Source organism: Halobacillus halophilus (assembly GCF_020171985.1).
Classification (GTDB): Bacteria; Bacillota; Bacilli; order Bacillales; family Halobacillaceae; genus Halobacillus; species Halobacillus halophilus_A.
In genome coordinates this window covers 371,159-386,334 of sequence record NZ_JAIVAL010000002.1, presented here as the reverse complement: position 1 = coordinate 386,334, position 15,176 = coordinate 371,159, and the positions used below count along the sequence as shown (strand labels likewise).

Below are 15,176 nucleotides of genomic sequence, written 5' to 3'. Positions count from 1 at the left end.
CTCTTTTGATTAAATTTCACTCCTTAGAGGTGGAATCCAACTCCTATAGAAGATATAATGTGATAAGGATATTGGGTGGGCGATCACTCAATCGGTTGATAGGAATAGATGGAAGAGGGGTTTCTCCTTTCTTCCATCTATTTTTCTTTGTAGCAAGGATAGAAAGGAGGGACGTACCTATGACGAAGGACTTCTTTGCATTCATGGAAGAAACTACGGGTGTCCGTTTGAATGACGTGCAGCGACAAGCCGTTTTACACACGGATGGACCGCTTTTACTGCTTGCGTCCCCGGGATCAGGAAAAACGACTACACTTAATATGAAGATTGGCTATTTATTACTGGAGAAAAAGGTGAGAGCTGACAGAATTATGGCGATCACATTTAGTAAGGCGTCTGCCCGGGACATGTCGGACCGTTTCGATCGATTCTTTTTTGGATTAACGAATGAAAAAGTCCATTTTTCCACGATACACAGCTTTGCCTTCCAGGTCGTTCGGGAATATTTGAGAAAGAAAAATCAGGAGTTTCAGCTGATTGAAGGGCAGGTTCCACAGGACGAATGGAAAAAAGGCTGGGACGGTCCAGAGGTACCCCTGCATAAGAAATTTATTTTGAAAAAGATTTACGAAGATACAAACGGCACCCAAATGACAGATGACGAGATGGACGAATTGATGACGTATATCAGTTTTGTGAAAAACCGGATGGCTTCGGGGAAGGAATTGGACAAAATCACCTGCACCGTTAAAAATGCGGTCTCCATCTATCAAGCCTATGAACGCTTCAAGAGAAATCATACAGCTCAGCTGTTACTGGATTTCGACGATATGCTGACGTATGGCTATCAGTATTTATTAGATGATGCCGCCATTTTGTCTAAATATCAGAAGAAATTCGAGTATCTTCTAACAGATGAGAGCCAGGATAATTCCGTCGTTCAGCATGAGATTGTGAAGCTGTTATCCCAGCCTCAAAACAATCTTTGTGTGGTGGCAGATGATGACCAGTCCATCTTTATGTGGCGGGGATCGGATGTGACGAAGCTGCTGCAGTTCGAGAAGGAGTACCCTGGAGCCACGGTGATGACGATGTCGCAGAATTATCGCTCCTCCCAGGAGATCGTCCAGACTTCCAACCAGTTCATCAAACGTAACCAGAATCGCTATCCAAAGGAAATGTTCACGGCCAATTCATCCGATCAGCCAGTCGCTATCAAGACGATGAATCATTATGAGGATCAGTTGAAGTACGTGACAGAAGAGATAAAAAAGAGCGGAGTCAGTGAGGAAGTCGCTGTCCTCTATCGGAATAACGCTTCTGCGGTGCCGCTTGCGGATAAGCTGGACAAGGCGGGAGTCCATTTTTATATGAAAGATATTGATCCGAAGTTTTTCAAACACTGGATCGTTGAAGATATGCTGAATTTCATGCGCTTTTCTTATAATGACCGTAGAATTGATATCCTCGAAAGAATCCATATGAAATTCAATGCCTATATCTCGAAGCGGCAAATCGCCTATTTGAAAAAGCTGCCGATTGAAACCTCTGTCTTCGATACATTGCTTGAAAGCGAGCTGCCTTCCTACCAGAAGAAGGCCATTCCAAAAGCACAGAAGCTGTTCCAATCCATCAATCAAATGCCGCCGGACCAAGCTATTCGAACGATCCGTGAAAAGCTAGGGTACGACCACGCGATCAAGAAAATGTGTGAGAAATTTGGCTTTAACGCGGAGCATCTTTTCGGCATCATTGACACGTTGGAAAAGATCGCGGAAGGTCTGGGGACGTTAAAAGACTTTGCCCATCGCTTGAAGGAATTGGAGCATCTCGTGCAAACGTCTAAATTCAATAAGAATAAAAGTAATTTGACGCTCACCACTTTTCACAGTGCTAAAGGTTTAGAGTATGACAAGGTATATATGATTGATCTCATTAATGGAGTCGTTCCTTCCCAGAATGATATGGAGCGCTATCGTAATAAAGAGTACGGTCCCATGGAAGAAGCGGTACGACTGTTTTATGTAGGTATGACACGGGCTCGGACGAACCTGGAACTCCTGACGTACCACTATAAAGGCAGTGAGCGCGTGACAGAATCGATTTTTGTAACAAATGTGAAAAAGATTGTTCAGCCCGCAGTCGAAACCTCAGCCTCTAAGAAGATTAAGTATGCTGCATCAGATTTGTCGGATGAAAGTCTGCTTCAGTTCGATGATATTGATCTTGGGCTAGAGGTCGTTCACAGTAAGTTTGGGCCAGGTGTGATTAAAGAGTATGGTGGAGATCAAATTGGGATTCAGTTTGAAGAGGGTGGTTACAAGGAACTGCTTTTAGACGTTTGTTTGAGCAACGGTCTGCTTAAGAAGCTATAAAAAGGAAGACCCGCTATACAAACCAGGGGGATCTACCGAGTGGAGGAGTTTCTAAAAAAGGTCAGTGTCCATAAACTAATCATTCCTTTTCCCCTTCATTCTTCATAGGATATAAAAAGTGGATGAGAGGGGAGCTACATGTCTCAACGAGCTCAACGAGGAAATAACCTTCTTTTTATGACAGAACCAGCCGGGCAGGCGATTGAAGCAGGACAATCGATAGTAGTTACAGGAACGCAAACTGATGGAATACATGTTCAGCCATTTTATACGATACGGGTTATTGCAGGGAACCGGATTGTTTCAGAGGGAACTGTAACCCTGAAACTAATTACGAAAATTGATCAGGTTAACTTTTTAGTGATGGATCTACTTATCCTTGAGCCAGGTGAACATCTGACTCGAACTTACCATGCGCCTGGTCTTGACTTGGCAATCAAAGCAGAGGTACCGTCTGATTCCGGGGTGAGTGCAATTGATGTGGCTGTATTTGGTTACAAATTTTAAGGCTTTCGGCCCGAATCCGTGGGAAGCTGTTCTGATTGGCGGAGCAGCTTCCTTACTTATATATTTTTGTACGAGTCCTTGATACAGAATGGGTAGAGCACATTGGGGTACCATGATCAAACATCCATCTACTTAAAAAATTTTTGAAAAATATGAGACCGAAACGCTCCTCCAAATAGGGGAACATCAATTCGTGCAAAGCCTCCTCCCACATTATACAATGAATACACTACGAACAAGGAGTGGATGGTATGCTGCACGTGGTTTGGTTGAAGCGGGATTTACGTTTATATGATCATCAGCCTCTTTATGAAGCGGTTCAAAGTGGTGAACCGATTCTACCTATCTACGTAGCAGAACCTTCCATATGGCTGGAGCAGGAACTCTCGGCACGCCATTTTCAGTTTGTGAAAGAGAGCCTTATGGATCTTCAGAAAAGTTTTCGGCAAAAAGGCGGAAATCTGTTTATAGCGATTGGCGAGATGGAGGAAGTTTTAGTGGACATCCATCGTACCTTTGGTGAGTTCATTTTACATGCCCATGAAGAGAATGGGACACCTCATACGTATAAACGTGACCTGCGTGTGCATGATTGGATGAAGGAGCGAGGATTAGATTTCAAGGAGTACCAGCATTATGGTGTAGTACGAAGATTGAAGTCCAGGGATGATTTTCAAGCTTATTGGGAACAGTTTATGAATAAGCCACTAATTCCAGTCTCGGATCAAATTCCGTGTGTGGAAACCAATGAAGTGCCAGATTCGTTGACGGACCACCTTGATGTACTGAAAAAGTTTGAAGTCAAAGGGGAGCGGATTGCAACTGGTCAGGTGGGCGGGGAACGTCGTGCTCATCACACGTTTAATGATTTTTTAGACAATCGTTATGAGAGCTACCATTTTCATATTTCAAAACCAATGGCTTCAGCTGAATCGTGCAGCCGGCTTTCGCCATATCTTTCCTGGGGTAATTTATCGATGCGCTATGCGGTACAGAAAACGCGTGAAAAGATGGACGACTCTCCAAAGGGACGTAAGCATTTAAAGATGTTTATGTCTCGGCTTCATTGGCATTGTCATTTCATCCAGCGGCTGGAGGACGATCCAACCATTACAGAGCATGCCATTAACCCCGCATTTGATCAGATCCGAAACGAGTGGAATGAAGAAGCCTTTACGCGCTGGTACAACGGGCAGACGGGCATCCCGATGATCGATGCAGCCATGCGGGCTCTGCATGAAACCGGCTGGGTCAATTTCAGGTCGCGTGCGATGGTGGTATCGTTTGTCTGCAACACGTTACTGCTGGACTGGCGAAAACCGGGTCATGCACTTGCAGGACTTTTTCTGGATTACGAACCAGGCATTCACTACAGTCAGATTCAAATGCAGTCTGGAACGACCGGATTTAATACGATCCGTATTTATAATCCAGTCAAACAGGGTAGGGATCATGATCCGGATGGGGCGTTCATCAAGCGGTTCGTACCTGAACTTCGAGCTATTCCCGTATCCTTCATTCATCAGCCCTGGGAACTGCCGAACTTTAGTGAACTGGATTACCCGGCTCCTATTGTTGATATACCTTCTGCTAATAAAAAGGCCAGGGACTTGTTGTGGTCTGTCAAGCAGACCGATGAAGCAAAATCCAGGGCGCACAAGCAGCTGAAAAAGCATGGAAGCAGGAAGCGGAGAGAAAAGAAACGAAAGCAGCAGACAGAAGAGCAATTGTCCCTGGACCTGTTCGAATAATCGTGCAAGCGAAAGAAACCGTACCCCATAAAAAGAATTTAATGAATTAAAACACTACATTTAGGGTAATGAAATGAGTATAAGGAAGTAGAATGACTGTAAAATAAAGGGTGAACGAAATGCAGAAGATGAACCGAGGAATATTAACCGCATTAACCGCCATAGGGGTGGCCCAGGCACTCAAGATTGTCACTTACAAAAGAATGACAGGTAAATGGGATGTGAAACAGGTGGCGACAACCGGAGGCATGCCAAGTTCCCACTCGGCAGGAGTTGCGGCGTTAACGACCTACATAGCTTCCAATAAAGGATCCCGCCACACTGAAACAGCGCTGGCAACCGTATTTGGTGTGATTGTCATGTACGATGCGCAAGGGATTCGCCGTCATACAGGCGAAATTGCTAAGCTGGTGAATGACTTAGAGGATAGTTTCGCTGAAATTGCAGGCGATTTTCCAAGTTTTGAGTTTGTGGAGCGGGAGAAAGAGCTGAAAGAACTATTAGGCCATCAGCCAGTTGAAGTGCTCGGTGGTGCTCTGTTTGGGTCTGCTCTTGGTTTTATTTCAGCGAAATTTGAAAATAGAGAGAGGTAGTCGTACAAACCAAAAATCACAGGATGATTTTTGGTTTTTTTTTCAACATAATCATGAAGAATATAAGGGGGGCGGAGGAAATTGAGTCGAAAAGTAATTCTCAGTCGTAAGGCATTTGATGGCAGCGCGGGTGGTAAGCCCAGTCCCATTTACAACAATCGGCTTCTCCCTTTTCATATCCCGAGGGCGGATACCGGCATTTTTTATAAAGATCTGATGGTTACCAGCACAGAAAGCTACCTTAAAATGATGAAAGATCTAGGGATAAGGCAATACTCTGAGACGCATCTGGACCCGGATTTGGAGTCCACCATGATGAAGAATCGCCCGAAGGAATGGCGGGGCTTGTTCGGTCAGAGCGGCATTTCTCAGGGAACCTTGCACAATCGTGACGTTGGTCCGGGTGACCTGTTTCTTTTTTTCGGCTGGTTTAAAGAAGTTGAAAAAGTAAACGGGAAGTATCGTTATGTGCCGGACGCTCCTGATCTTCATGTGATTTTTGGCTATATGGAAGTAGAAGAGGTATGGGATGTGCATAAGGATAAGGTGCCGTCGTGGGCAGAATATCATCCGCATATCCAGGAAAAAGATGATAATAAGAGCAAACGTAATTGTATTTACGCAGCTGCTGCAGACTTTTCAAAGAATCCGGGTCAAAGAGGCTGGGGAACGTTCGGTTATGATAAAAGGTTAGTATTAACTGAAGAAGGAGCGAGAAATCGTACCCAATGGAAACTGCCTTCCTGTTTCAAAGGTGAACAGCAGCAGTTCACCCATAATATTAAAGTATGGAATGAAGGAGCTGACGGGATTGAAATGCAGACTTCTGGCAGAGGTGATCAGGAGATGTATGTGAGTAGTAATCGTAAGGTAGTGGAATGGGCGGAACGATTAATTGCAGAGGGACAAGTGTCTTCTTGATGGTAAAAGATCTGAATCACAGGCAGGTTTTGTGGTTCAGGTCTTTTTATGTAGAAAATTTTTATGGAATCAGAGGATATTTTAAGGGAATATGGTTTTTATTGTATAATAGAGGCAATAAATAATTAGAATTAGGGTGATCGTTGTGAAGGAAAAAATGGTTCTACTGAGGGATCGTTTAAACGACCTCAGCCGTCGGAACCGATCGATACGGATGCTTAAGGTATATGATAAATGGACTTTTGATATGAGTGAGTTAAAAAAGATAAATGTAAGCCCAGGAGATTACGTAAGAGACTTATTAAACAATAAAGAAAAAACGTTTGTTAAACAAAGTCACGACCAGGAAGAAGCGCAGATTCTTTCTAAAAAACTGACGACGTTGTTTAGGAATTTAAGTGCCATTGAAGAAGAAACAGGGCTGTACGATTTATATGCAGGCTACCCATTTATCGATGGAACCATGACAGATGGTACATATATAAGAGCACCTTTATTCCTGTACCCTGTTCGATTAAAAAAAGAAAAAAAGCATGGAATTGAATGGAAAGTCGAACCTATTCCTGAGGAAGCTCCCCAACTGAATCGTTCTTTATTCCTTGCCCTGCAAAAATTGAGTGATTTGCATGTGCCTGAACTTATTTATGAAGAAGCAGAAGAGAAGGCAGCTTCCATGGACTTAGAGAATCTGGCAGAGTGGCTGGAGGGCTACGGTATGAAAGTCGAACCTCTAGTTGGTGAAAGTATTAAGGAGGTTGGGAGTTATAAAAAAGAGGGTATCCCCGTAGTTCCTAAGGGACGTTTTAGATTGCATCATCAGGCGGTAATTGGTCATTTCCCACAAGGCAATTCAGCTATTTTGAAAGATTATGAACAATTTATGGAGAAGCTGGATAATGAGGATGAATCATTAGGACTGGTATCTGAATTACTGGATATTGGCAAAGATCAGGATGCTGAAGGTGTTGATCGTCTCCTGGCGGCTGCCCAGGATGTTTCCAAAGATAAAGTGAGTAAAGAGAAATCTAAATTCCTGGTTCTGGATACCGATGCCTCTCAAGAACATATTATTGATTCGCTGGAGCATGAAAAAGGAATCGTGGTACACGGGCCGCCTGGTACTGGAAAGTCACAGGTTATCGTTAATATGATTGCGAACGCTGTAGCGAATGAACAAAGAGTTATGCTAGTTACACAGAAGAGGGCAGCCCTGGATGTCGTTTATCAGCGGCTGGACAGTCTTGGGCTATCGGCAAACGCTGCTCTTCTTCACGATGAGAAGAATGATCGAAATGCACTCTATGGTAAATTAAATCAACAGCTATCCAATGAAGTAAGTTATAAAGATCTGGAAAATGAACTAGAAAACCTTTCAGCGAGGATTGTCCAAACAGAGGAGGAACTGGACAATATTGCCCAAGGACTCTATGAAGTTCAGCCTCATGGATACAGAGCATACGATCTGTATGCGATTGGAAAACCAGCAAAGGAACAAGAAGAAATTGTAGAACTCGACCAGGTGTTAGACGAATTAAACAAAGATAATTTAAATGATGTCTTGATCAAAATCTTCTCTTACGGCCGCTATTACAGCCGTTTTGGAGCAGGAGATTATCCTCTGAAAGACAGGAAGTCATTTGGCCGATTGGAAATGAAAGACCGGGTCAAAATTGTAGAACTATTAGACAGGGTTATTCAAGAAGCAGAAAATAGCATTGGATATTTAGAACATTTTGAAGAAAAAGACATTACTCCTGCCTATAGCTGGGAAGTCGATGACAAAATTGCTAAGATCTATGACGATTTAAATGAGGATGATAAGAAAACCCTGCAAAAGCTCAGGTTGTGGATGTGGACCACTTTCACGGGTAAAACCATCGTTGAAGACCTGCTAGGCGGAGATAAGTTTAGAGGGATGTCTTCCAAAGAATGGCCCAAGTTAAAGCAGAGTTTGAGCATTCTGTATGAATTAGCCAATGTTTCAGAAGATATGTCCAAGAACTTAAATGATATGAAAGATTATCTTTCGGAAAATACGATTGAACACTACAAAAATCGTATTTCTACAGGAGATATCCCTCTTTCTAGTATTCAAAGACAGCAAAATTTCTTGAAAGAAGATTTTGAAGACCTAAGAGAGATGGATCGCCTTTATGATGAAAGCTCTAAAACAATGAAAAAAATTATAGACCAATTAAAAGAAAAGAGCGATCCAGCGGTTGATAAAAATGTAGCGGAGCATTGGAAAGAAATTGCTGAGCAATCTACGTACATTTATTGGATCGATGAAGTAGAAAGAAAATATCCCGCTTTAACGAAAATAGGCACAGATGACTTTGACCATTTGCGTAATAAATTGAAGGATTTACTAGTTGAAAAGAAAGAACTTTCCATTCAAATGCTTCAAAATAAAAGAAAGAAAATCCTTTTAGATGCAAGAAGCACGTACCCTAAGGCTATAAAAGAAATCACCCACCAAACGGGCAAGAAACGAAAAATCTGGCCGGTCCGGAAATTAGTAAATGAATACGCTTTACACGGTCTTCTTGACGTAATGCCCGTATGGCTTGTCTCACCCGAAGTGGCTTCAGCTATCTTTCCGTTAGAGGAGGAAATGTTTGATCTTGTGATCTTTGATGAAGCTTCTCAGTGCACGGTGGAAAACGGGATCCCAGCCATTTACAGAGGTAAGAAAGTAGTAGTTGCTGGAGATGAGAAACAGCTTCCTCCATCTTCCTTATTTAAAGGAAGTGTGCAGGAGGATGAGGATGAAGAGCAGGAAGATTTCGAAGAGTCCGAGAGTTTACTAAATCTGGCGAAGCGGGTCCTGCCAAGCAGTCTGCTTGAATGGCATTACCGTTCCAAATCAGAAGAGTTAATCAACTTTTCCAATCACGCTTACTACAACGGAAATATTCAAATTGCACCGAACGTGAATCACTTACAATCCCCATCTTCCGTACAATGGCATAAAGTTGAAGGTCAGTGGGTCGACCAGCGCAACCGGGTAGAAGGTGAAGAAGTGGTCACTCTATTAAAACAAAAACTCATCGAGGATGCTTCCAAAACCATAGGAATCATCACCTTTAATTCAAAGCAGCAAGAAACCATCGAATCAATTATTGAGCGTCGTGCGGAAGAAGATAAAGAATTTGGTGTTCTTTACGAACAGGTGATGGGAAGAGAATTAGACGAAAGGATTTTCGTGAAAAACATTGAAAATGTTCAAGGGGACGAGCGCGATATTATTATCTTTTCAATCACCTATGCAAAAAACGAGGAAGGCCGCGTTCATAACAGATTTGGAACCTTAAATCAGCAGGGGGGAGAGAATCGTCTGAATGTAGCGATAACCCGGGCAAAAGAAGAGGTTCACCTTGTTTCCAGTATTGAGCCTTACGAATTAAATGTGGCAGGTACAAAAAATGATGGGCCTAAATATTTAAAGAGTTACATGGAATATGCCCAGGCTGTATCCGCTCTGCACAAAGAAAAATCGGAGTCAGTTTTACAGAGATTGAATGAAGAAATGAGCACCAAACGACAGGAAAAAAGTTTACACTTTGATTCTCCTTTTGAAGAAGAGGTTTATAATAAGTTAGTCGAAATTGGCTATGAAGTGGATACTCAAGTTGGAATGTCCGGTTATCGGATTGATATGGCAATTGTTCATCCGCATGAAAAAAATAGATATATTATAGGAATCGAATGTGATGGAGCAATGTATCACAGTTCCCTAACGGCCAGAGAACGGGACGTTTACAGGCAGAGATTTCTGGAAAGTAAAGGGTGGACACTTACGCGTATTTGGAGCAGGAACTGGTGGAAAGATTCCATCGCAGAAATCGAAAGAATTGATCAGCTGGTTCAGTCAATAGTGAATGAGGAAAAGATTCAAAAAGAAATGGTCAAGCAAGGGTAGATTGAGGAGAAAGGTTTCTGACGCTCTGTGGAATTTAGGAGGAGGTCAGAAACTTTTTTATTTTCTATTTTACTATAAAGGGGAGACCTTCATTGGAAATCAATCGACAGATTAAACTCTTTGAAAAGCAGGCCGGAAAATATGCCAAACGAGCAAGAAAACAAACCGTGGATCATAAATGGCGAAGAAAGTTGCTGCACTCAGCAGAAGGGAACATCCTGGAAATTTCGGTAGGAGCAGGAACAAATTTTCAATATTACCCTGAAGATGCTGAAATAACGGCAGTGGATTTTAGCCCGACCATGATTGAACAGGCCAAAGGAGTAGCGGCTGAACGGAATTTGAAGGTGGACTTTATGGTTGAAAATGTTGAGGAACTCGACTTGCCTGCCCGTTCTTTTGATACGGTCGTATCCACCCTGTCGATGTGCTCCTATCCTAATCCGGAAAAAGTACTCGATAAGCTCGGAACGTTATGTAAGGAAGAAGGGCAAATCCTTCTATTGGAACACGGCGTGAGTACAAACCGCCTGGTTTCCAGTTTTCAACACCTGATGGATCCATTGGTGAAAAATCGGATTGGATGCCATGTGAACAGGGATATGTTGAAGTTATTAAACGATTCAACCTTAGAAATAAAGCGGGTGGAAAGCTCGCTATTTAACTCCGTTCATCTCGTGTGGGCGAGACCTTTGCATGCTTGATTATAAAAAAAGCGACAGGTGTTTTAGCTGAAAAAAGAAATCCATTTAAAAAAGATTCGATTTCCAGTTCATTATCTTTGCAATGTGCTCTCTTATTCGTTAGGATTCATTTCGAGATACGAAACAAAAGGGGGCATTAGAATGGAGAAGCAACACGAATCGTCTGTACCTAATCCGACGAGACTATTAGTCTCATTATGTGCAGTTCTTATGCTTTCCGTGATGAACGGAACGATGTTTAATATTGCTGTGCCGGATATAGCGAAGACGTATCAGCTGATGCCTTCAGAAGTAAGCTGGGTCATGACCGGCTATATTATGGTATATGCGGTGGGGGCGCTAACGTATGGAAAGCTCGCGGACTTTTATCCCTTCCGTACTTTAATCACGGTTGGACTGACCATTTTTGCAGCGGGATCGTTATTTGGTTTCTTTGCTCAGAATTATGGGATGGTCCTTGTGGCCCGCGTGATTCAAGCCGTAGGAGGCGCCATGATTCCTGCGCTTGTATTTTTAGCACCCATACGTTACTTTCCTAAAACAAGAGGAAAAGTACTTGGGATTGTATCTTCAGTTATGGCGTTTGCCTCTGGCATAGGACCGATTGCAGGTGGGTTTATAGCCGGATTCCTGGATTGGCGCTACTTATTTTTGACGTCAGCCTTAATAATTGTCACACTGCCTTTTCTTAGAAGAAATCTGCCGCAGGAAGAGACGAATAAAGGATACATTGATTATATAGGAGCGGCTTTGATTGCTGGATTTATATCCACCTTGCTGCTTGGGATAACACTTGGAATACCATGGATCTTCGGATTAACGGCTCTGTTTTTCTTTTCAAACCTATGGCGAATGAAAGCCATCGACGAACCATTTATTCCTCCGCATTTATTTAAAAATATTAAATACAGATCTACCATTATAACAAGTTTTCTAAGTATTACCTGCTTATTCGGTATGATGTTCATGCTTCCGATCATGTTTCGGGATACGTACCAACTGGGTACGATGGCCATTGGGCTTGTGCTCTTCCCAGGAGCTTTGAGTGCAGCACTTATGGGGCAAAAAGGTGGGAATCTTGTAGATTCTAAAGGGAATACCTTTGTGCTTTATCTGGCGATGACGCTCCTTGCTACAGGATTCTTCCTGCTCTCCATGATTGTAGGAGCAAATCAGTATATCGTAAGTGCAACTATTATCGTTGCCTATATGAGCTTTCCACTTGTGCAGGCTTCTTCGGCTGATATTCTAGCCAATCTGCTTGATAAAAAAGAAACCGGAGTAGGCATGGGTGTGTTCAATCTGCTCAACTTTGTTTCCGGTGCGTTAAGCGGAGCCGTCATCGGTAAAACACTGGACCTGTTCGATCCTGACCGACCGCTCAATTGGCTGGGTTTCAATGGAGATACGGCGATTTACAGTAACATTTTCTTAGGTTTCTCTATTATTATTCTATTGTCGCTAGGGCAATTCTATTTATTTTACAATCGAAAGACCCTGACCTTAAAGAAAGCAGCATCTGACTATTAATAGAAAATCCCCCGCCACTTCAAAATGTGACGGGGGATTGTTTTGTTTATTTAACTCTGATTTCTGATCCGATCTGGAGATTGCGTGCATCAACGCCAGTGTTTAAGTCGTATAAGTCCTCAACCGTTACACCGGCGTGAAGGTTCGCGATACTTGTAAGTGTGCTTCCTGGGCGTACAGTGTGAAATTCTTTACTGTAGCCATCGCTGCGGCTGACTCTTACTTCCTGCCCGGGCTGTAAATTACGAGGTTCAATACCAGGGTTCAAATCATATAAGTCTTTCAGCGTGACGCCGGCATGCAAGTTTGCAATGCTCGTCAGTGTGCTGCCTGGGGTAACGGTGTGGAAGACTTCATTGGGCATGTCATCTGCTGTATCCTCACCTGTTTGGAAGCTAATCTCAGAACCTATCTGAATGTTATGCGCGTCTATACCAGGGTTCCATTCATATAAATCGTTCACCGAAACATCCTCATACTGCTGGGCAATGCTCCAAAGCGTATCTCCTTTATCAAAAGTAACAGTGGTCTTCTCAGCCGAAACACTGCCAGCGCCAAAGCCGAAGGTCATTCCTAAAGCTAATACCGGTGCAAGATATTTTGTTTTTTTCATACATTACCCCTCCTTTAGAGATATGAAATGGCTTACATTATATGTGTTTCGGAATTCTACGTTATTTAAACGTAAAATTTTTGTAATAATGGGTATATTTTGTTTGTGTATTTATTTCGACAAACTAATGATGAATTGCGGAAAATTACCTCTTTTTGCGGGCAGGGGAGGGTGGAGTGGTGGACGACCCGAATGAGGAGGAGCACGGCCCAATCGACCAATCATCAGCCAGCAGCATGCACCCCAAACTAAAAAAGCCAGACCCTCATCTAGAGAGTCTGGCTTCTATCAACCTTATACCCACGTATAATCCTTGCCCCAGCTTTCTTTCGCCAGCTGCTGAACGTTCTGAACAATGGAATCATCGACAGCGTAGGCTTCACCCTGTTCATAGGGATTGTAGTGAAAAGCATAAAGCCTGGACGCGAATTCATGAAATGGAAGGGAGCTTTCGCCTTCTTCTTCTCCATTTCCAGCTACGCTTGGTTCAATATTCTGCCCCCAGTTCTGGGAACCGTCGTTATTCGGGTTGTAAAAATAGATCCTGTCTTTCCCTTCAGGGTCTACGCCGATTCTTGTAATGGATACGGCATGAAGTCCCAGGAGCTTCCCGTGAACATTTGTTATAAAAATTCCAACGGGGTTTGGATAAATCATTTCGTAATCGTCATTGTACTCGGTATGGTGGGTAGCGTAAAACAGACGTACAAATCCTGGGTAGTCCTGTACATAACCCGTGAGCGGATCGATAATATTGGCGAAACCTTTTTGAACCCAGTTGCCGTAAAAGGCGGGGTTGACCCATCGGTGTCCGTCGTCTCCGCGTAAAGCAACACGCGACATCATTTCACTGTATATCCTGTCCAAATGCGGAACCAGAATGAGTGAGATCGGATCGAGTTCCTTATGCAGCTCGGGAGCGAGTCCGCCGCTTAGATCTTTCGAGTGAATGGCCTGCCCTTCGAACATAAAATCGATGTCTCCATCCCGCGCTGCGCGTGGGATAATCTCCAGTAAGAATCCCGGAGCATGCTGCGCCCATAAGCTGATACCTCTGGCAGCCTGGCAGGTTGGATTGAATCCCTGCCCGATGCCGAGCGGCTGGCCCAGCACCTGGATCGTCGCGGCAACGAGAATATTATTAGCCGTTAATCCTTCTCCAACGCTAGTGGTCTGCGCAAGAGCGTTCCGGACGTCAGGACGGATATCAAGCTCGATTAATCTCCGCAACCCTGGTGGAACAGGAGAGTGAGAAAGGACACCTCGCTCAAGCATAAGTGCGAGCCCATAAATCGCCTGACGGGTTGCTGGAAAAACGGACGCGCGAATCAATTGAATGACGAGCTCGTTATTTTCCTCGAGGTTGGCAACACCTTTGCTGCTCAAATCGAGTGCATGAGGCAGCAATTGAGGCATGCGTTTCGACAGGTAGCGGATTAATGTTGCATGGTGCGGTGCAACGAGCCCGGTGGAACGCATAGACTTAGCGAAAGAAACGCTTTCTGAAATCAGTTCCGACCGTGAAAGCCCTTTGAGCTGCGCGCGGTAAGCGTGCACATCCTTATAACGGTTACTTATCTCAGAAGGACCTTCGATCGCAGCGATAAAACGAATAAGTTCAGATTGATCGTTTTCTGCATGTTCTTTTTCCAACATTTCCTTAGCCATTCGAATCATAGATACAGTCCGCTTGATCATAATGGGGCGCTGTGCGGTAAGACGTTTGATTTCATCAATCAGCGTTTGAATGAGTGCGTCAGATGAAAGGTGGTTCGCTAAGAATTGAAAAAGTTCACTGGCTTTTTCATCATTCTCATGCTTTTCAATCCGGGCGCTTTCCGAAGCATCCGGGAATAGAAGATTCAAGTTGAGAACCATCACTTCATTTAGAAACTCTTCTGCCATCTGCGGTGTAACAGCTGGATTGACATACCGCTCTTTCGCAACAGCCAGCATGCGCAATTCACTTAAGATCTCGATGATCATCGGCAGTCCTTTTGCTTTTAAGGACCCGGCAACAAGAGGGGGCTGAAGCTTATTCGCTTCCTCCCATGGGCCATCCTGGAAGACTCCGGTTTGTTCAAATCGGTCGGCGTATCCATAAAGGTGCTCCAGTCCGTTTTCCGTTTCAATGAGGCGGTTTGCCTCTTGATAAACATCGGTCTGGTATCTTGATTTTGCAAAAGGTGGTGCTTCTTCTAAAGCAGCCAGGGCCTGAGAGAAACGTTCGATAATAACACCTGTAGGTTGAGGCATTTCA

The 15,176-nt window shown here is 43.6% G+C and carries 10 protein-coding genes; 8 read left to right on the top strand and 2 right to left on the bottom strand.

Annotation, left to right across the window (positions count from 1 at the left end):
• Positions 1-179 precede the first annotated feature (179 nt).
• From LCM11_RS06520 to LCM11_RS06485, 8 genes are all read left to right on the top strand, one after another.
• Positions 180-2,375 carry an ATP-dependent helicase gene (locus tag LCM11_RS06520; protein ID WP_224893436.1) on the top strand — a complete coding sequence of 732 codons (2,196 nt, stop codon included), beginning with the start codon at positions 180-182 and terminating at the stop codon, positions 2,373-2,375.
• A gap of 138 nt (positions 2,376-2,513) precedes the next feature.
• Positions 2,514-2,882, top strand: a complete 369-nt coding sequence (locus LCM11_RS06515) for a hypothetical protein (RefSeq protein WP_224893435.1) — start codon at positions 2,514-2,516, stop codon at positions 2,880-2,882.
• A gap of 251 nt (positions 2,883-3,133) precedes the next feature.
• Complete coding sequence (locus LCM11_RS06510; RefSeq protein ID WP_224893434.1) at positions 3,134-4,633, top strand: FAD-binding domain-containing protein; 1,500 nt, start codon at positions 3,134-3,136, stop codon at positions 4,631-4,633.
• Between the two features lie 119 nt (positions 4,634-4,752).
• Complete coding sequence (locus LCM11_RS06505; RefSeq protein ID WP_224893433.1) at positions 4,753-5,226, top strand: divergent PAP2 family protein; 474 nt, start codon at positions 4,753-4,755, stop codon at positions 5,224-5,226.
• 81 nt (positions 5,227-5,307) lie between these two features.
• Positions 5,308-6,147, top strand: coding sequence for a hypothetical protein (locus LCM11_RS06500; RefSeq protein WP_224893432.1), 840 nt, complete (start codon positions 5,308-5,310; stop codon positions 6,145-6,147).
• A gap of 145 nt (positions 6,148-6,292) precedes the next feature.
• Entirely contained in the window at positions 6,293-10,069 is a 3,777-nt protein-coding gene (locus tag LCM11_RS06495) for an AAA domain-containing protein (protein ID WP_224893431.1), read from the top strand.
• Positions 10,070-10,161: 92 nt separating this feature from the next.
• Entirely contained in the window at positions 10,162-10,773 is a 612-nt protein-coding gene (locus tag LCM11_RS06490; RefSeq protein ID WP_224893430.1) for a class I SAM-dependent methyltransferase, read from the top strand.
• Positions 10,774-10,914: 141 nt separating this feature from the next.
• Positions 10,915-12,303, top strand: a complete 1,389-nt coding sequence (locus LCM11_RS06485; RefSeq protein ID WP_224893429.1) for an MFS transporter — start codon at positions 10,915-10,917, stop codon at positions 12,301-12,303.
• Positions 12,304-12,349: 46 nt separating this feature from the next.
• Here LCM11_RS06485 and LCM11_RS06480 read toward each other — a convergent pair whose 3' ends face one another.
• Positions 12,350-12,916, bottom strand: a complete 567-nt coding sequence (locus tag LCM11_RS06480; protein ID WP_224893428.1) for a LysM peptidoglycan-binding domain-containing protein — start codon at positions 12,914-12,916, stop codon at positions 12,350-12,352.
• A gap of 294 nt (positions 12,917-13,210) precedes the next feature.
• The gene (locus LCM11_RS06475; protein WP_224893427.1) at positions 13,211-15,172 is read right to left on the bottom strand and encodes a hypothetical protein; all 1,962 of its coding nucleotides are present in this window, start codon (positions 15,170-15,172) and stop codon (positions 13,211-13,213) included.
• Positions 15,173-15,176 lie beyond the last annotated feature (4 nt).

What these genes read in the sequence shown, in the direction of transcription:
- LCM11_RS06475 (WP_224893427.1), bottom strand. Translation starts at nt 15,172, where the DNA reads ATGCCTCAACCTACAGGTGTTATTATCGAACGTTTCTCTCAGGCCCTG.
- LCM11_RS06485 (WP_224893429.1), top strand. Translation starts at nt 10,915, where the DNA reads ATGGAGAAGCAACACGAATCGTCTGTACCTAATCCGACGAGACTATTA.
- LCM11_RS06515 (WP_224893435.1), top strand. Translation starts at nt 2,514, where the DNA reads ATGTCTCAACGAGCTCAACGAGGAAATAACCTTCTTTTTATGACAGAA.
- LCM11_RS06510 (WP_224893434.1), top strand. Translation starts at nt 3,134, where the DNA reads ATGCTGCACGTGGTTTGGTTGAAGCGGGATTTACGTTTATATGATCAT.
- LCM11_RS06520 (WP_224893436.1), top strand. Translation starts at nt 180, where the DNA reads ATGACGAAGGACTTCTTTGCATTCATGGAAGAAACTACGGGTGTCCGT.
- LCM11_RS06480 (WP_224893428.1), bottom strand. Translation starts at nt 12,916, where the DNA reads ATGAAAAAAACAAAATATCTTGCACCGGTATTAGCTTTAGGAATGACC.
- LCM11_RS06505 (WP_224893433.1), top strand. Translation starts at nt 4,753, where the DNA reads ATGCAGAAGATGAACCGAGGAATATTAACCGCATTAACCGCCATAGGG.